The organism is Bradyrhizobium guangzhouense, from assembly GCF_004114955.1.
In the GTDB taxonomy this organism is placed as follows: Bacteria; Pseudomonadota; Alphaproteobacteria; order Rhizobiales; family Xanthobacteraceae; genus Bradyrhizobium; species Bradyrhizobium guangzhouense.
In genome coordinates, this window is sequence record NZ_CP030053.1 from 5,284,829 (window position 1) to 5,299,668 (window position 14,840).

At 64.3% G+C, this 14,840-nt stretch carries 11 protein-coding genes and 2 pseudogenes; 6 read left to right on the forward strand and 7 right to left on the reverse strand.

Features of this window, described 5'->3' with window-relative positions:
• Positions 1–138: 138 nt before the first annotated feature.
• The 5 genes and pseudogenes from XH91_RS25265 to XH91_RS25280 all read right to left on the reverse strand — a co-directional run bounded on the left by XH91_RS25265 (position 139) and on the right by XH91_RS25280 (position 6,550).
• Positions 139–2,073, reverse strand: coding sequence for an alkyl/aryl-sulfatase (locus XH91_RS25265; RefSeq protein WP_128953098.1), 1,935 nt, complete (start codon positions 2,071–2,073; stop codon positions 139–141).
• Between the two features lie 69 nt (positions 2,074–2,142).
• On the reverse strand, positions 2,143–3,300 hold the full coding sequence (locus XH91_RS25270; protein ID WP_128953099.1) for a GGDEF domain-containing protein: 1,158 nt from the start codon (positions 3,298–3,300) through the stop codon (positions 2,143–2,145).
• Between the two features lie 120 nt (positions 3,301–3,420).
• Entirely contained in the window at positions 3,421–4,704 is a 1,284-nt protein-coding gene (locus XH91_RS39995) for a TRAP transporter large permease (protein WP_347338586.1), read from the reverse strand.
• 291 nt (positions 4,705–4,995) lie between these two features.
• Positions 4,996–5,313: pseudogene (locus XH91_RS40000) on the reverse strand (TRAP transporter small permease); the annotation flags it as partial.
• Between the two features lie 235 nt (positions 5,314–5,548).
• Complete coding sequence (locus XH91_RS25280; protein WP_128953100.1) at positions 5,549–6,550, reverse strand: DctP family TRAP transporter solute-binding subunit; 1,002 nt, start codon at positions 6,548–6,550, stop codon at positions 5,549–5,551.
• Between XH91_RS25280 and XH91_RS39260 the strand changes: the two genes are divergently transcribed.
• Positions 6,549–6,812 carry a hypothetical protein gene (locus XH91_RS39260; RefSeq protein ID WP_128953101.1) on the forward strand — a complete coding sequence of 88 codons (264 nt, stop codon included), beginning with the start codon at positions 6,549–6,551 and terminating at the stop codon, positions 6,810–6,812. The genes XH91_RS25280 and XH91_RS39260 overlap by 2 nt on opposite strands.
• On the opposite strand, the gene XH91_RS25290 is transcribed toward XH91_RS39260, so the two are convergent.
• Entirely contained in the window at positions 6,765–7,535 is a 771-nt protein-coding gene (locus tag XH91_RS25290) for a methyltransferase domain-containing protein (protein WP_128953102.1), read from the reverse strand. The genes XH91_RS39260 and XH91_RS25290 overlap by 48 nt on opposite strands.
• A 155-nt stretch (positions 7,536–7,690) precedes the next feature.
• Between XH91_RS25290 and XH91_RS25295 the strand changes: the two genes are divergently transcribed.
• Together XH91_RS25295 and XH91_RS25305 are read left to right on the forward strand one after the other, a co-directional pair.
• Positions 7,691–8,434, forward strand: a complete 744-nt coding sequence (locus XH91_RS25295; RefSeq protein WP_128954989.1) for an SDR family NAD(P)-dependent oxidoreductase — start codon at positions 7,691–7,693, stop codon at positions 8,432–8,434.
• Positions 8,435–8,964: 530 nt separating this feature from the next.
• Positions 8,965–9,167, forward strand: a pseudogene (locus tag XH91_RS25305) (hypothetical protein); the annotation flags it as partial.
• A 249-nt stretch (positions 9,168–9,416) separates the two neighbouring features.
• On the opposite strand, the gene XH91_RS25310 reads toward XH91_RS25305, so the two are convergent.
• Positions 9,417–10,478 carry an isocitrate/isopropylmalate dehydrogenase family protein gene (locus tag XH91_RS25310; RefSeq protein ID WP_164933793.1) on the reverse strand — a complete coding sequence of 354 codons (1,062 nt, stop codon included), beginning with the start codon at positions 10,476–10,478 and terminating at the stop codon, positions 9,417–9,419.
• Positions 10,479–10,613: 135 nt separating this feature from the next.
• Here XH91_RS25310 and XH91_RS25315 point away from each other — a divergent pair, with 135 nt between their 5' ends.
• The 3 genes from XH91_RS25315 to XH91_RS25325 all read left to right on the forward strand — a co-directional run bounded on the left by XH91_RS25315 (position 10,614) and on the right by XH91_RS25325 (position 14,807).
• On the forward strand, positions 10,614–12,002 hold the full coding sequence (locus XH91_RS25315) for an MFS transporter (protein WP_128953105.1): 1,389 nt from the start codon (positions 10,614–10,616) through the stop codon (positions 12,000–12,002).
• Between the two features lie 159 nt (positions 12,003–12,161).
• Entirely contained in the window at positions 12,162–12,611 is a 450-nt protein-coding gene (locus XH91_RS25320) for a (2Fe-2S)-binding protein (protein ID WP_164933794.1), read from the forward strand.
• A 12-nt stretch (positions 12,612–12,623) separates the two neighbouring features.
• Positions 12,624–14,807 (forward strand): xanthine dehydrogenase family protein molybdopterin-binding subunit, encoded by a 2,184-nt coding sequence (locus tag XH91_RS25325; RefSeq protein ID WP_128953107.1) that lies wholly within the window; start codon positions 12,624–12,626, stop codon positions 14,805–14,807.
• The last annotated feature ends 33 nt before the right edge of the window (positions 14,808–14,840 follow it).

Below are 14,840 nucleotides of genomic sequence, written 5' to 3' on the forward strand. Positions count from 1 at the left end.
TCTCGGCCTGAGCACTGAGGTCTCTGGAATACTGGATCGCCCGGTCAAGGGCCGGGCGATGACAGCTGAGGATTGCGCTCCAGTGCTCCACACGCGAGCGCAGCAAAGCAATGACGGAGTGTGCGGCGACGGCGGTGGCTACCCCACCACCGCCCGCTTCGGCTCCACGATCTCGAACATCCGCGGAAACTCGTCCATCAATCCCATCAGTTCGGCAAGCTTCATCGGATTGCCCGATAGCTTGACCTTCCCCGCCGCAACCGCTTCCGGAAAGCTGGTCAGCTTCGCGATCACCTCATCCAGCGTGGCCCGTGCCAGCGTGAAGCTGGCGTCGGCATTGCCGGCCTGCACGCCTTCGGCATAGGTCAGCGCGCAATTCTCCAGATTGAGCACGAACCTCTCGCCGGTATCCGAAAAGCTCCAGTTGAGCACGATGCGCTTGCCTTCCGCCTTGGGCCCGTTGAGACGGATGCCGAGCACGTCCCAGAGCTGCTCCGTTCGCAGCGCGGCCAGGGTCTCGCGCGGCATTGGCGGACGGGGCGGCGTCTTCGGCATGCCTTGCCGCAGCTCCTGCGCGCCAAACAGATAGGCGTTGCGCCAGGTCGAGCTCTCGGCGGCATAGCCGAGCTGCTCCAGCGTGTCGGCCAGCAGCGTCCGCGCCGCTTGATTGTCGGGCTCGGCGAAGACGAGATGCCCGAGCGCCTGCGCCACGAAGCGGAATTCACCCTTGTCAAAATCCGTACGTGCCCGCGCCAGGATCGCGTCGGCGCCGCCCATGTACTCGACGTACTTCTTGCCTGACGCCGCCGGCGGCAGCGGATCGAGATTGACGGGGTTGGCGTCGTACCAGCCGAGATACTTCTGGTAGATCGCCTTCACATTGTGCCTGATGTGACCGTAGTAACCGCGGCCGTGCCAGGCGCCTTCCAGGCTCTTCGGCAGCCGGATCGTCTCGGCGATCTCGGCCGCGGTGAGGCCGTGATTCATCAGGCGGATGGTCTGGTCATGCGCGAACTTGTAGAGGTCGCGCTGCTCTCGGATCATGCTGTCGATGCGCTCCCCTCCCCACACCGGCCAGTGGTGCTGGCCGCACATCGCCTCCGCCTTGCCGCCCCACAGCTGCAGCGCCTCGCCCAGATATTTCGACCAGGCCAGCGCGTCGCGCACGTCGGCACCGCGGAACGGCAGCAGATTGTGGAAATTGTGCGTGCAGTTCTCGGCCAGGTTCAGAAGCTTGTAACGCGGCAGGAAGAAATGCATTTCCGCCGGCGCCTCGCTGTTCGGCGCCATCTGGAATTCGAATTCGACACCGTCGATGACACGCCTGTCGCCGGTCGCCATGATCAGATCGGTCGGACGCAGCAGCGCGACCGCGCCGGCCGCCATGGTCTTGCCGAGCCCGCAATCGACCTGGCCGCGCACGCCCTTGGCGAGGAATGGCCCGAACTGATATTGCGCCCGGCGCAGCATCGCCGGCCCCGCGATGATGTTCTCGGAGACCGCATGCTCCATGAACAGATCAGGCGCGATGATCGGCACCCGGCCGGTGGCAAGCGCATCCTCCTCCAGCACGCCGCGCGCGCCACCCCAATGATCGGTGTGGGTGTGGGTGAAGATGACGGCCGCGACCGGCTTCAGGCCGCGATGCCTGAAGTAAAGATCGAGCGCGGCGCGCGCCCCCTCGATCGAGGTCAGCGTGTCCACCACGATGACACCGCTGTCGCCCTCGATCAGCGTCATGTTGGCGATGTCGAGGCCGCGGACCTGGTAGACGCCTGGCACGACCTCGAACAGGCCGTGCCGCATGTTCAGCCGCGACTGCCGCCACAGGCTGGGATTGACCGTCGGTGGGGCCTCTTCGCTGGACAGGAAACCGTAGGGCTCCAAGCTCCAGACCGTCCGCCCTTGCGGATTTGCGATCTTCGCGTGCTCGATCGTGCCGAGGAAGCCGCGCGCCGCGTCGTCGAAATCCCGCGTGTCGGAAAACGGCAGCGCATTCAACATCGCCTGATGTTGCGCGATGACCGACGGCGTTGCGTCCTTCGGCGTGTTGGCTGCTTCGGTACTGGTCATTGGGCCTCTCCCCGGCGTCTTGTCTGGGGAGGCATCTAACCGCATCTCGAATGCGGTTCCAACCGCTGCTTACGCGGCCAGTCCATCGGACACGAGCCGGGCCGATGCCGTCTTGTCCATGATCCGCAATTCACGCGCCAGCACGTAGCCGCCGCGATTCTGCTTGGCCCGGTAGAGCGCCTTGTCGGAGCGCGACAGCAATGCGTCCGCGGTCCGGCCATCGTCCGGCGCGACGGCAATGCCGACGCTCACGCCGATCTCGACCGTCTGTCCGTCGATGTCATAGGGCGCGCCGATCGTCTGCACGATGCGCTGGGCCACCGCTTCCGCATCGTGCCCCGCGCGTTGGACGAGCACGAACTCGTCACCACCCATCCGCACCACGAGGTCGTGGGTTGCCGCGATCGCCTTGAGCCGCAGGGCCACCTGCTTCAGCAGCGCGTCGCCAACGGGATGACCGAACCGATCATTCGCTTCCTTGAAGCGGTCGAGATCGAGCGTATGGACCGCAATCGTCGCGGCCGCGAGCATGGCAGGCAAGTCGGTCGCCAGCACCGAACGATTGGCAAGGCCCGTCATCGGGTCGATGCGTGACATCTGCTCGAACTGACGCTTCAGCGTGATCTGGTTGATCGAGGCGTTGAAGCTCAGCCGCACCATCTCGAAGCTCGCGGCGACATACATCAGGATGAGCAGACCGAGCCCGACATGGCGCAGATCGGGCTGCATCAGGGTCACGATCGCGGCGGGGGCAGCGATCGCGATCAGGTCGAGCAGCGCCGCGACGGGGCGCAGCGCCAGCCGCGCCACCACGCCGGCGCCGAAGCCGAAGCCGATCCCGACCGCCATCACGCAGCAGAGTGCATCACCCAGTACGATGCTGCGCGCGGCAAAAACGCCGAGGATGAGCGCGGTCACGATGGTACCGGCCACATAGCGCCGTTCCCAGCGTGCGGCCTCGGCCCTTCCGAGTTGCGGCGCGCGCGCAAGACGGCGACGGAATGCAAAAACCTCGACCAGGCGGACGATGGCGACCAGCACGCCGGTGACGGTCAGGCCAGCCGTCACCATATCGCCGGTCTCGTAGATCGTGATGGCACCGACCATCGCCAGGCAGGCAGCCGCGAGAATGTTGGGCACCGACGTGCCGTGAAGGCCCGTGATGACTTCCATATAGACAGCGTCGGAAATCGACGCCCGTCCGGATTCCATTCTATTGAAGAACATGCCAGCCCCATCCGCTGGCATGGTTCTACCGCAGATGCGTAAAGATGCGCTGCCAACGCATGACCCGCATTCGAGCGAACGGATTTACCCGGCGTTAGCCATGTCCAGCCCGCCGATGGGCTAATGCATCCCCAGCACGCGCGGCAGCCACAGCGTCAGATCGGGCCAATAGGTCACGATGACGAGGAAGCCGAGCATGGTCAGCAGCCAGGGCATCACCGCGCCCGCGAGGTCGGTGATGCGCATTCGGGCTATCATGGACGCCACATAAAGGTTCAATCCGACAGGCGGATGGCAGAGGCCGACCTCCATGTTGACGTCCATTACGATGCCGAAATGGACGAGGTCGATGCCGAGCTTCTTGGCGGCCGGCGCCAGGATCGGGGCCATGATCAGGATGATCGAGTTCGGCTCCATGAAGTTGCCGGCGAGCAGCAGCAGCACGTTGACGACAAGCAGGAAGCCGACCCAGCCGAGATTCTGCGCCGCGATCCAGTCGGCCAGCGTTGCCGGCAGGTTCTCGTTGGAGAGCACGAAGGAGAACAGCACCGCGTTGGTGACGATGTAGAGCAGCATCGCGCTGGTGTTGGCAGCGCGCAGCAGCACCCGCGGCACGTCCGACATCTTGATCGCCTTGTAGACGAACACCGCGATGATGAAGGAATAGACCGCGGCCATCGCGGCGGCTTCGGTCGCGGTGAACAGGCCGCTGTAGATGCCGCCGATGATGATGACGACCAGCATCAAGCCCCAGACGCTCTCGCGGAAGGCGTGGACGGTCTCGCCCCAGGTCGCTTTCGTCATCCGCGGATAGTCGCGGCTGCGCGCCAGCCACCAGGTGACGATGCAGAGCATGGTCGTCAGCAGGATGCCCGGCAGCAGGCCCGCGACGAACAACGCGCCGATCGAGGTGTTGGTCGAGACCGCGTAGACGATCTTCGGGATCGACGGCAGCATCAGGATGCCGAGCGAGCCCGCGACCGTGATGATGCCGGCGCCGAAACGCATGGGATAGCCGTGGCGGACCATTTCCGGCAGCACGATGGCACCGATCGCCGCGACCGTCGCGACGCTCGAGCCGCACACCAGCGCGAACATCGCGCAGGCGACGATGCCGGCGAGGCCCAGGCCACCGTGCCAATGCCCGATCAGCGAGGTCGCGAAATTGATCATGCGGCGTGCGACGCCGCCGTGGGTGAGGAAGTTGCCGGCGAGGATGAAGAACGGGATCGCCATGATCTCGAAGCCCTCGATGCCGGTGAACAGCTTCATCGAGACGGCTTCGATCGGCACCGCGGTCAACGTGAACAGGAACGTCATCACGGTGAGGCCCAGCGCGATCGAGACCGGAATGCCCGTCAGCATCAGCGCGATCAGCAGCGCGAACACGGTCGCGGCGCGCATCCAGTGCGGCAGCACGATGAAGCCGGTCTTTTCGGCCATGCAGAGCGCGAAGATCAGGATCGGCGCCATGATCAGGATGACGCCCAGCGGCGAGACTTTTCGCGCGGCAGCCTTGGTCGCGGCGCCGGAAGGCTGCGGATGCAGCGCCGGCGAGACGTCGGCCTCGACGCCCTCGACATGGGTCTCGTCATGATGCGGCAGCTCGCCGGTCCAGAAGTAGAACCAGGAGACCTGCAGGAAGCGGAAGCACATCAGGCCCGAGCCGAGCGGGATCGCCAGATAGACGAACCACATCGGCGCTTCCAGGTCGTTCGATTGCTGACCGGTCTTGAACATCTCGCCGACGAAGGACGCGCCGAAGGTGGCGATCATGCCGGTGAACAGCGCGCCGCACAGCAGCGAGAACAGGATGACGTGCTTGCGCGAATGCTCCGGCAACTTGTTGACGAGCAGGTCGACGCCGACATGGATGCCGGTGCGCACGCCGTAGGCCGCGCCGAACTTCGCCATCCAGATGAACATGTAGATGCAGAGTTCCTGCGCCCAGGACAGATCCAGCGCGGACAGGAATGTGAACACGGCCATCGACAGCGATGCCAGCCAAGTCATCCCGTGCGCGGTCGCCCAGCGCGACAGGTTGATCGATTCGCCCGCACCGTAACGGTGCACGACGGCGATGAAGATCAGCCCGGTTGCAGCGGCAATGAGCGTCGCGATCAACCATTCTTCGAGATGATTGAGCAACTGGTTGAGCACGCGCAGCAAATCAAGGCCCCCCTATCGATACGAAACGGTCGGGAGTGCCTGCACTCCCGACCGTTGGTCTCATTCTCCAGGAAACGCGTCAGTTCATCTTGACGTCGAGTTCTTTGGCGACGAGGTCGAGCACCTCCTGCCCAACCCGGCCCTTGGCCCAGGTATAAGTCGGCCGCATCGCCTCCTGCCAGGCCTTGCGATCGGCGTCGGTCAGTGAATGGAGCGTGGTCTTGCCCGATTTCTTGATCTCGGCGAGCGCATCCTCGTTCTCCTTGCGCGCGATCGAGTTGGTGTAGTCGGTCGCCTCGGACATCGCTTTTTCCAGCTGACCGCGAATGTCGGCCGGCAGACCGTCCCAGAACTTGCTGTTCACGATTACGGCGTATTGCAGATGGGCGTGGTTCGAAACGGTGATGTCCTTCTGCACCTCGTAGAATTTCTGCGTGAGGTAGTTGGACGGGGTGTTCTCGCAGCCGTCGACCACGCCGGTCTGCAGCGCCTGATAGACTTCCGAGAATGCCATGATCTGCGGGATCGAGCCGACGTTGCGGAAGTACTGGTCGGCGATCTTCGACCCGGAAATGCGGAACTTGAGTCCCTGGAAATCCGCCGGCTTGATCAGCGGCTTGTTGGCCGAGACCATGTGGAAGCCGTTATCCCAATAGGCGAGCCCTTTGATGCCCTTGGCCTGGAGCTTGTCGAACAGATACTTGCCGAGCGGGCCCTTCATGGCGGCGGCATAGCTATCGTCGTCCTTGAACAGCCAGGGCAGATCGAGCGCCTCGAATTCCTTGACGCCCAGCGGGGCGAATTTCGCGGTCGAAGGCGCCAGCATCTGCACCGAGCCGAGCTGGAGCGCCTCGATCTCCTCCTTGTCCTTGTAAAGCGAGGAGTTCGGATAGACTTCGACCTTGACCTTGCCGTCGGTGTACTTCTCGGCAAGCTCCTTGAACTTCAGCGCCCCCTTGCCCTTCGGCGTATCGTTGGCGACGACGTGGCTGAACTTGATGATGATAGGGCTCTGAGCTTCGGCGACCACAGGAGCCAAAGCGAGCGCGGCCGCGGCGGCCGCAAAGAACAGTTTGCGCATGAAGGACCTCCCCAACAACTCGAAAAACAGTGCTTTTTTTGTTTTGCAGGTCAGTAGTGGCAGCAATCAGCAGGCCGAACAACTAGACCTAAGCCCAATTTGCCACAGCGAAGATATGCCGCAGCGAGGCTATATTGGCGACGGTCGCATCCGCAACCCGGCGCCCGCTCCGGGCTCCCGGAGCGGGCGCTTATGTCGCATCGCCGAGGTATCATTAACCTTTGCGCTGGGCAACGATGAACAGCCGCCGGAACGGGAATAGCGTCTGTCCCGCGGCGTTCTTCGGATAGGCTTTCGCGACCCGCATCCCATAGGCCGCCTCGAACGCGGCCTTCTCATCGCCCTGCAATACGTCGAGATACCGGGTCAGCCAGGTGCCCTTGGTCCATTCCTTCACGGGATTGTCGCCCTCGAGGACCTGGAGATATTCGGTCTCCCAGATGTCGATGTTCTGCGCGAGCGGGGCAAGAAGATCGTGATAGAAGGCCGGCCCCTCGACCGGCGGCGGCGTCACGAGATGCTCGACCTTGGACCGCCAGGGCCCGTTCAGGGCGGTCTCGCCGATCAGGACGTGCGACGGCGCCAGGAAGTTGCGTGGCATCTGCACCGCGAGCATGCCGCCCGGCGCGACCTTCTCCATGACCGAGGGGAACAGTGCCGCATGATTGGGCAGCCAGTGCAGTGCGGCATTGGAATAGACCACGTCATATTGCTTCGCGGGACGCCAATGGCCGAGGTCTTCATGGGACCATTCCACGTCAGGCGCGGCCTTGCGCCCCGCAGCGACCATCTCGGCCGAGCCCTCGACGCCCGTGACGGCGGCGGACGGCCAACGTTCCTTGATCAGCCTGGTGACATTGCCGGCACCCGCGCCGAGATCGGCGACCGTCCGCGGGCCGACATCGGGAATGCGCATCAACAGGTCGACCGCGGGCCGGAGCCGGTGGCCGGAGAATTTCAGATATTGCTGCGGATCCCATACCATGGCCTGCGCCTTTTCTTTTTCGTGTTTCCTTCGTGTGGCCTCTTGGTTACCACTGCTCGTCCCGGTCGGGCAAATCGCCGCACCCGGGGCATGGCAGGAAACGAATTCCTGGCGAAGACCAAAACGCGAAAAAGCGAACAAGAGAGCGTGTGACCATGGACCTCGGGCTGAAATCGAAAACCGCAGTCGTCACGGGAGCGAGCATCGGCATCGGCCGCGCCATCGCCAAGGGCCTGGCTGCCGAAGGCGTGCGCGTCGTCGGCGTGGCGCGGCGGACCGACCTGCTCGCCGAGCTGGTGAAGGACGTCGGCGGCGGGCTGATCACGCCGTTCGAACAGGACGTGATGGCCAAGGACGCGGCGGAGAGGATTTCCGCCTTCGCGCTGAAAGAGCTCGGCCATGTCGACATCCTCATCAACAATGCCGGGGGCAGCCGCCCCCTGCCGGTCGACGCGCCCGACAGCAAATGGGACGAAGCGATCGCGCTCAACTTCACCAGCTACCGCCGCATTGCCCATGCGCTGCTGCCGCAGATGATCGAACGCAAATGGGGCCGCATCGTCAACATCACCGGCAAGTCCGAACCGGAAGGGCTCAATGCGGCGTTCGCCGCCAAAGCCGCCGTTCACGCCTGGGCCAAGGGCCTGTCGCGCGAGATCGGCGAGCACGGCATCACCATCAACTGCATCCCGCCCGGCCGCATCATGAGCGAGCAGATCCGCCGCAACTATCCGCCTGAGTATCGCGAGCGCTTTGCCGAGGAAGAGATTCCGGTCGGCTATTGGGGCGAGCCGGAAGACCTCGCCGCGCTCGCGGTGTTCCTGTCCTCGCCCGTGGCGCGCTACATCACCGGCACGGTGATCCCGGTGGATGGGGGATTGAGAAGGTATCAGTTCTGACTTGGCGCAAATCTCTCATGTCCCGGACGCGGAGCGCCACTTCGTGCCGCGCCGCGTCCGGAACACAAGTCCTTTCCTAGAGGTCGGACTCACCCCTCGCGCATCTCAATAGCAAGGCGGATACGGATAATATCCGCAGGCCCTTCGGTAGCCATACGCACCATAAGCCCCGGCAGCACCTACCGCTGCTGCGCCGTAATAGGCGCGCCGGTGCACTCTGCGGTTCACGCCCGCGACGCTCATCGGCGTCAGCGGTCGCCCTACTCTCGCTTCGGCGCGGTCCAGTGATACGGATGGAAGTCTTGAAGGCGAGAAGTTGAGCGACAATGGTGCGGCGGTAGACAGAGCCACTGCCGCGACCAGCCCAAGACGCCTGACGTTGAAGATCATGTTGTGTCCTCCCGTGCGAACGCTGACCGGTCCAACGTGACGCGCGCCCGCGGCCGAACCTTTGATCAGGGTCAACACCAGGCAAAGATAGTACGACAGAGACGTTTACGTGTCGCCGATTGCGCCAATGACCATCAGCACTGCGCATTCACGTAGCGGCCGCTGAGGTCAAGTTCCGGGAGGCGCCCGACTTCACCCACACCAACATGCCGCAGGGATTCCCGGATGCGGGATTGCCAAGAGCGGTGAGGTGCTGGTAGCCACGCACATGCCGTTCCCGTCTGTCCGCCATGTCGCAGTCGATGACGACACGTTCCGTTGGGTGCCGGTCTTCTGGGACTACCGATCACCATGGCAACCGAATCGACGCGCACGCTCGCGAGAGCGAGCCGGTTCGGCATTGGCGTTCTGCCTTGCCAGCGCCCCATCATGACATGGCGCCGGTGTTTTGCCCGACGTGTCAACCTGACCGAAGCCTGGAGGGTCGCAACGGCTGCACTTGAAAAAACCTTTGCGCATCAGAGGAACTTCTACTGTGCATGGGGTTGTTTTCGACTTCTCGTCTAGGCCGTCCGACAAAAGCAGCCGCAGCTCACTCCGCCTCCAGGATCTCCGCAATCGCAGCGCCCGCCGCGATGGTGCCGAGCTTGCCGCCGACGTCGCGCGTCGCCCTGCCCGCGCCGAGCGCCTTCGCTACCGCCGTTTCGATTGCGCGCGCCGCTTCCTCGTAGCGGACCGCGCCGCTCCGCTCGCCGTGCCAGGCAAGCAGCAGCGCGGTCGAGAGGATCAGCGAGACCGGGTTGGCGACGTCCTGCCCTGCGATGTCGGGCGCCGAGCCGTGCGCGGCCTGCGCCATGGCATAGCGGTCGCCGACATTGAGCGAGCCGCCAAGGCCGAGGCTGCCCGACAGCTCGGCGGTGAGATCGGACAGGATATCGCCGAACATGTTGGTAGCGACGATGACGTCGAAACGGTCGGGGCTCCGCACCACATGCGCCATCATGGCGTCGACGAGGATGTCGTCGACAGCGAGGCCCGGGTACGCGTTCGCCGCCGCCCGGCAGATGTCGAGAAACATGCCGTCGCCGATCTTGAGCACATTGGCCTTGTGCACGATGGTCAGATGCTTGCGCCGTTTCATCGCCAGCCGGCAGGCGGCATGCGCGATGCGCTCGCAGCACGCCCGCGTGATCCGGCGCAGCGAGATCACGACATCTGACGTGACCAGCAGCTCGCCATTGCCCTGCTCCATGTTGCGGTCGGCGTAAAAGCCCTCCGTGTTCTCGCGCACGACCACGAGATCGAAATCGCCGAGCCTGCCGGGCCGCCCGGCATAGGTGCGCGCCGGGCGGATGTTGGCGTAGAGGTCGAGGTTCTTGCGGAAGTGCCTGGACGGATTGATCTCGCCATGCGCCTCGTCCTTGAAGTCGAAGGTCGCGGTCGGCCCCAGGATCAGGCCGTCGGCGGCGCGGACGATGTCGAGCAGCTCGGGGCGCACCGTGGTGCCTGCCAGCTTCAGGCTCGCATGCCCGACCGCATGCTCCTCCAGCCGCAGGTTGAGCTGGAAGCGCTCGGAGGCCGCGCGCAGCACGCCTGATGTCGCGGCCGTGATCTCCGGTCCTATGCCGTCTCCCGGCAGAACGACGATGTGCATGATGATCCCCTTCCGGAAGCGGCGACTGATCTTCGCGCATACAATGCATGCAAGCATATGCCTGTGGAAGCCACCGCAAGCGTAGTACATGGCGGAGACCATCAAAGCCAGCTGCGGGAGCAAAGCGCCGAGGCAATGATATCAACGTTACCTGCCGCTGCGCGCGAGCCCGATCATCCCAAAGCCGACGGCCTGCCAGCCGAACGGCGGCGCTGGGCGATTGCCGCGATCTTCACCGCGCTGGCGATGGCCTCGCTCGACACCGCGATCGCCAACATCGCACTGCCCGCCATCGCCGCCGATCTGCATGTCAGCCCCGAGCAATCGGTCTGGGTGGTCAATGTCTACCAGATCGCGCTGGTGGCGACCCTGCTGCCGCTCGGCGCGCTCGGCGAGATCGTCGGGCACCAGCGCATCTATCTCGGCGGGCTGATCCTGTTCACCATCGCCTCGCTGCTCTGCGCGGTCGCGTGGTCGCTCGACAGCCTGCTGGTCGCACGCACGCTGCAGGGCCTGGGCGCGAGCGGCATCATGAGCGTCAACACCGCGCTGGTGCGCTTCGTCTATCCTGGCCGGATGCAGGGCCGCGGCTTCGGCCACAACGCGCTGGTGGTCGCCACCGCCTTCACCTTCGGGCCGTCGATTGCATCTGCGATCCTGGCGGTCGGCCCGTGGCCATGGCTGTTCGCCGTCAACATCCCTTTCGGCCTCCTCGCAACAGGCATCGGCTTCGCGATGCTGCCGAAGACGCCGCGCGCCGATCACGGTTTTGATTTTCTCGGCGCACTGCTGGCGGCAATCTGCCTCGGCCTGTTCATCACGGGCATCGGCAGCGCCGCGCATAATCTGTCGCCTGTCCTCGTCGGCTTCGAGCTGGTGACGGCACTCGCGCTCGGCTTCGTCCTGACGCGCCGCCACGCCGATCATCCGGCGCCAATGCTGCCGATCGATTTGTTCGCGCGGCCGATGTTCGCGCTGTCGGCGGCAACGGCGGTCTGCTCCTTTGCCGTGCAGGGTCTCGCCTTCGTCTCGCTACCGTTCTATTTCGAGGACGTGCTCGGCCGCTCGCAGGTCGAGACCGGTTTCTTCATGACGCCGTGGCCGCTGGTGGTCGGCATCATGGCTCCGATCGCCGGCCGGCTCTCCGATCGCCATCCCGTCGGCCTCCTGGGCGGCATCGGCCTTATTTTGCTCGGTCTCGGCATGGCCCTGCTGGCCCTGCTTCCGGCGAGCCCGAGCGTTCCCGATATCGTCTGGCGGATCATGATCTGCGGCATGGGGTTCGGCTTCTTCCAGGCGCCGAACATGAAAGCGATCATGTCAAGCGCCCCGCCACACCGCGGCGGCAGCGCCTCGGGTATCGTCGCCACTGCGCGCCTGACCGGGCAGACCACCGGCGCGGCACTTGCCGCGGCTTGCTTCGCGCTCGCCGGTCACAATGGCGCCACCGTCGCACTGGCACTCGGTGCATGCTTTGCCGGGCTCGGCAGCGTGATGAGCTTTTTGCGATTGGCCGTGAAGTAGAACGGCAGGTGCGCGCAACACCGCTCGAATTATAATCTTCCACGCGATCTCGAAAATCTTCGTGGCCACCCTCGCACTGTTGATTTGAAAGGTTCCAATTTGCCGGACACATTGCGCCCCTTGAGTCCATCGGTGGATGGGCCGATCAGGGGACTTGCGATGGCAAACCTAACAATCAACGGAAAAACCTTCACGCTCGATGTCGAGCCCGATACGCCGCTGCTCTGGGCGATCCGCGAGAATGCCGGCCTCACCGGCACCAAATATGGCTGCGGCATCGCCCAATGCGGCGCCTGCACCGTGCACATGGACGGCGTCGCCACCCGCTCCTGCGGGATCTCGGTTGCCGAGGCCGAGGGCAAGAAGATCACAACGATCGAAGGGCTCGCCTCCGGCGCCACGCTGCACAAGGTGCAGGAGGCCTGGATCGCGCAGGACGTTCCGCAATGCGGCTATTGCCAGAGCGGCATGATCATGGCCGTGGCAGCGCTGCTGAGCGAGAAGCCGAAGCCGACCGATGCCGATATCGACGAGGCCATCACCAATATCTGCCGCTGCGGCACTTTCCAGCAGGTGCGCGAGGCGATCCACACGATCGCAAGCGCGTAAAGGAGCTGGCACATGAACAAGCACGTCTCTCCCAAGTTGAACCGCCGCGCCTTCGTGGTGGGCACAGCCGCTGTCGGCGCTGGTCTTGCCCTCGGTTTCGATCTGCCGTTTGGCGGCCCCACCGTGGTTCGCGCCGCTGACGGCTCGCCCGAGGTCAATGCCTGGGTCGTGATCCGGCCCGACGATACCGTGGTGATCCGCATCGCCCGCTCCGAGATGGGACAGGGCTCGCTGACCGGCCTCGCCCAGCTCGTCGCCGAGGAACTCGAATGCGACTGGACCAAGGTCACCACCGAATTCCCCTCGCCCGGCCAGAACGTCGCTCGCAAGCGCGTGTGGGGCGATTACTCGACCGGCGGCAGCCGCGGCATCCGTGCCTCGCACGACTATGTGCGCAAGGGCGGCGCCACCGCGCGCGTGATGCTGATCCAGGCCGCGGCCAATGAATGGAAAGTGCCGGCTTCCGAATGCACGGCCGCCAGCAGCGTCATCACCCACACGCCGTCCGGCAAGATCACGACCTACGGCAAGGTCGCCGAAGCCGCGGCCAAGCTGACGCCCCCGGCTGACGTCAAGCTAAAGGATCCCAAGGATTGGCGGCTGATCGGCAAGGGCGTGAAGCGGCTCGACACCGCGGACAAGGTCACCGGCACCACCGTCTATGGCATCGACGTCAAGCTGCCCGGCATGCTCAATGCCGCGATCAAGGATTGCCCGGTTACCGGCGGCAAGCTGAAGAGCTATGATGAAGCCAAGATCTCCGGCATGAAAGGTGTGAAGAAGGTGGTGAAGGTCGGCGACACCGCGGTCGCGGTCGTGGCCGACACGTTCTGGCACGCCAAGACCGCGCTCGATGCGCTGCCGATCGTCTGGGATGAAGGCGAGAACGCCAAAGTCTCCAGCGCCTCGATCGCAAAGTGGCTGGCCGAAGGCCTCGATGGCGGTCCGGCCTATGTCGGCAATTCCAACGGCGATGCGAAGGCCGCGCTTGCAGGTGCCGCCAAGACGATCGAAGCCGTCTACAACTATCCCTACCAGAACCACGCCACGATGGAGCCGATGAACGCCACTGCGCTCTATACGGCCGACAAATGCGAGGTCTGGTGCGGCACGCAGAATGGCGAGGCCGCCTTCGCCGCCACGCTGGAAGCATCAGAGCTTCCCGCCGAGAAATGCGACGTCAACAAGCTGCTGCTCGGCGGCGGTTTCGGCCGGCGCGGCCAGACCGACTATGTCCGGCAGGCCGTGCTGATCGCCAAGCAGATGCCGGGCACGCCGATCAAGCTGATATGGACTCGCGAGGAGGACATGACGCACGGCCGGTACCACCCGGTCACGCAATGCAAGCTCACCGCGGGCTTCGATGCCGACAACAATCTGACGGCATTCCATATGCGGATCTCCGGCCAGTCGATCCTTGCGAGCTTGAGGCCGGATGCACTCGTCAAGGGCATGGACGCGGCGACGTTCGCCGGCCTCAACGCCAGGGGCGATGCCCCGTTTGGATACACGGTGCCCAATCTCCTGATCGAGCACTCGATGCGCAATCCGCACATCATCCCGGGCTTCTGGCGCGGGGTGAACGTGAACCAGAACGCCATCTATGTCGAATGCTTCATGGATGAGCTGGCGCACGCGGCAGACCAGGACCCGCTGGAGTTCCGGCGCAAGTTGATGAAGGATCATCCGAAGAATCTCGCGGTGCTGGAAGCCGTGGCTGAGAAGATCGGCTGGAGCACCGCACCGCCGCAGGGCATCTACCGCGGACTTGCACACTTCGCCTCCTACGGCAGCTTTGTCGCGGCGGCCGCGGAGATCTCCGTCACCGACGGCACCAAGATCAAGGTGCATCGCATCGTCGCGGCGACCGATCCCGGCTATGCCGTCAACCCGGCCCAGATCGAGCGGCAGATTGCCGGCTCGTTCGTCTACGGCCTGAGCGGACTGTTCTATGGCGGCATCACGATCAAGGATGGCGCCGTCGAACAGACAAACTTCGATACCTACGATTCGATGCGGATCGCGGCGATGCCGAAAGTGGAATCGATCGTGATGCCGAGCGGTGGTTTCTGGGGCGGCGTCGGAGAGCCGACCATTGGCGTGGCGGGACCTGCGGTGCTCAACGCCTATTTCGCGGCGACCGGCAAGCGAATCCGTTCCGTACCGCTTCGCGATCAGAACATCACCTTCGCCTAAAGAAGCACCGCGGGGGCCGCGATGGCCGCCGCG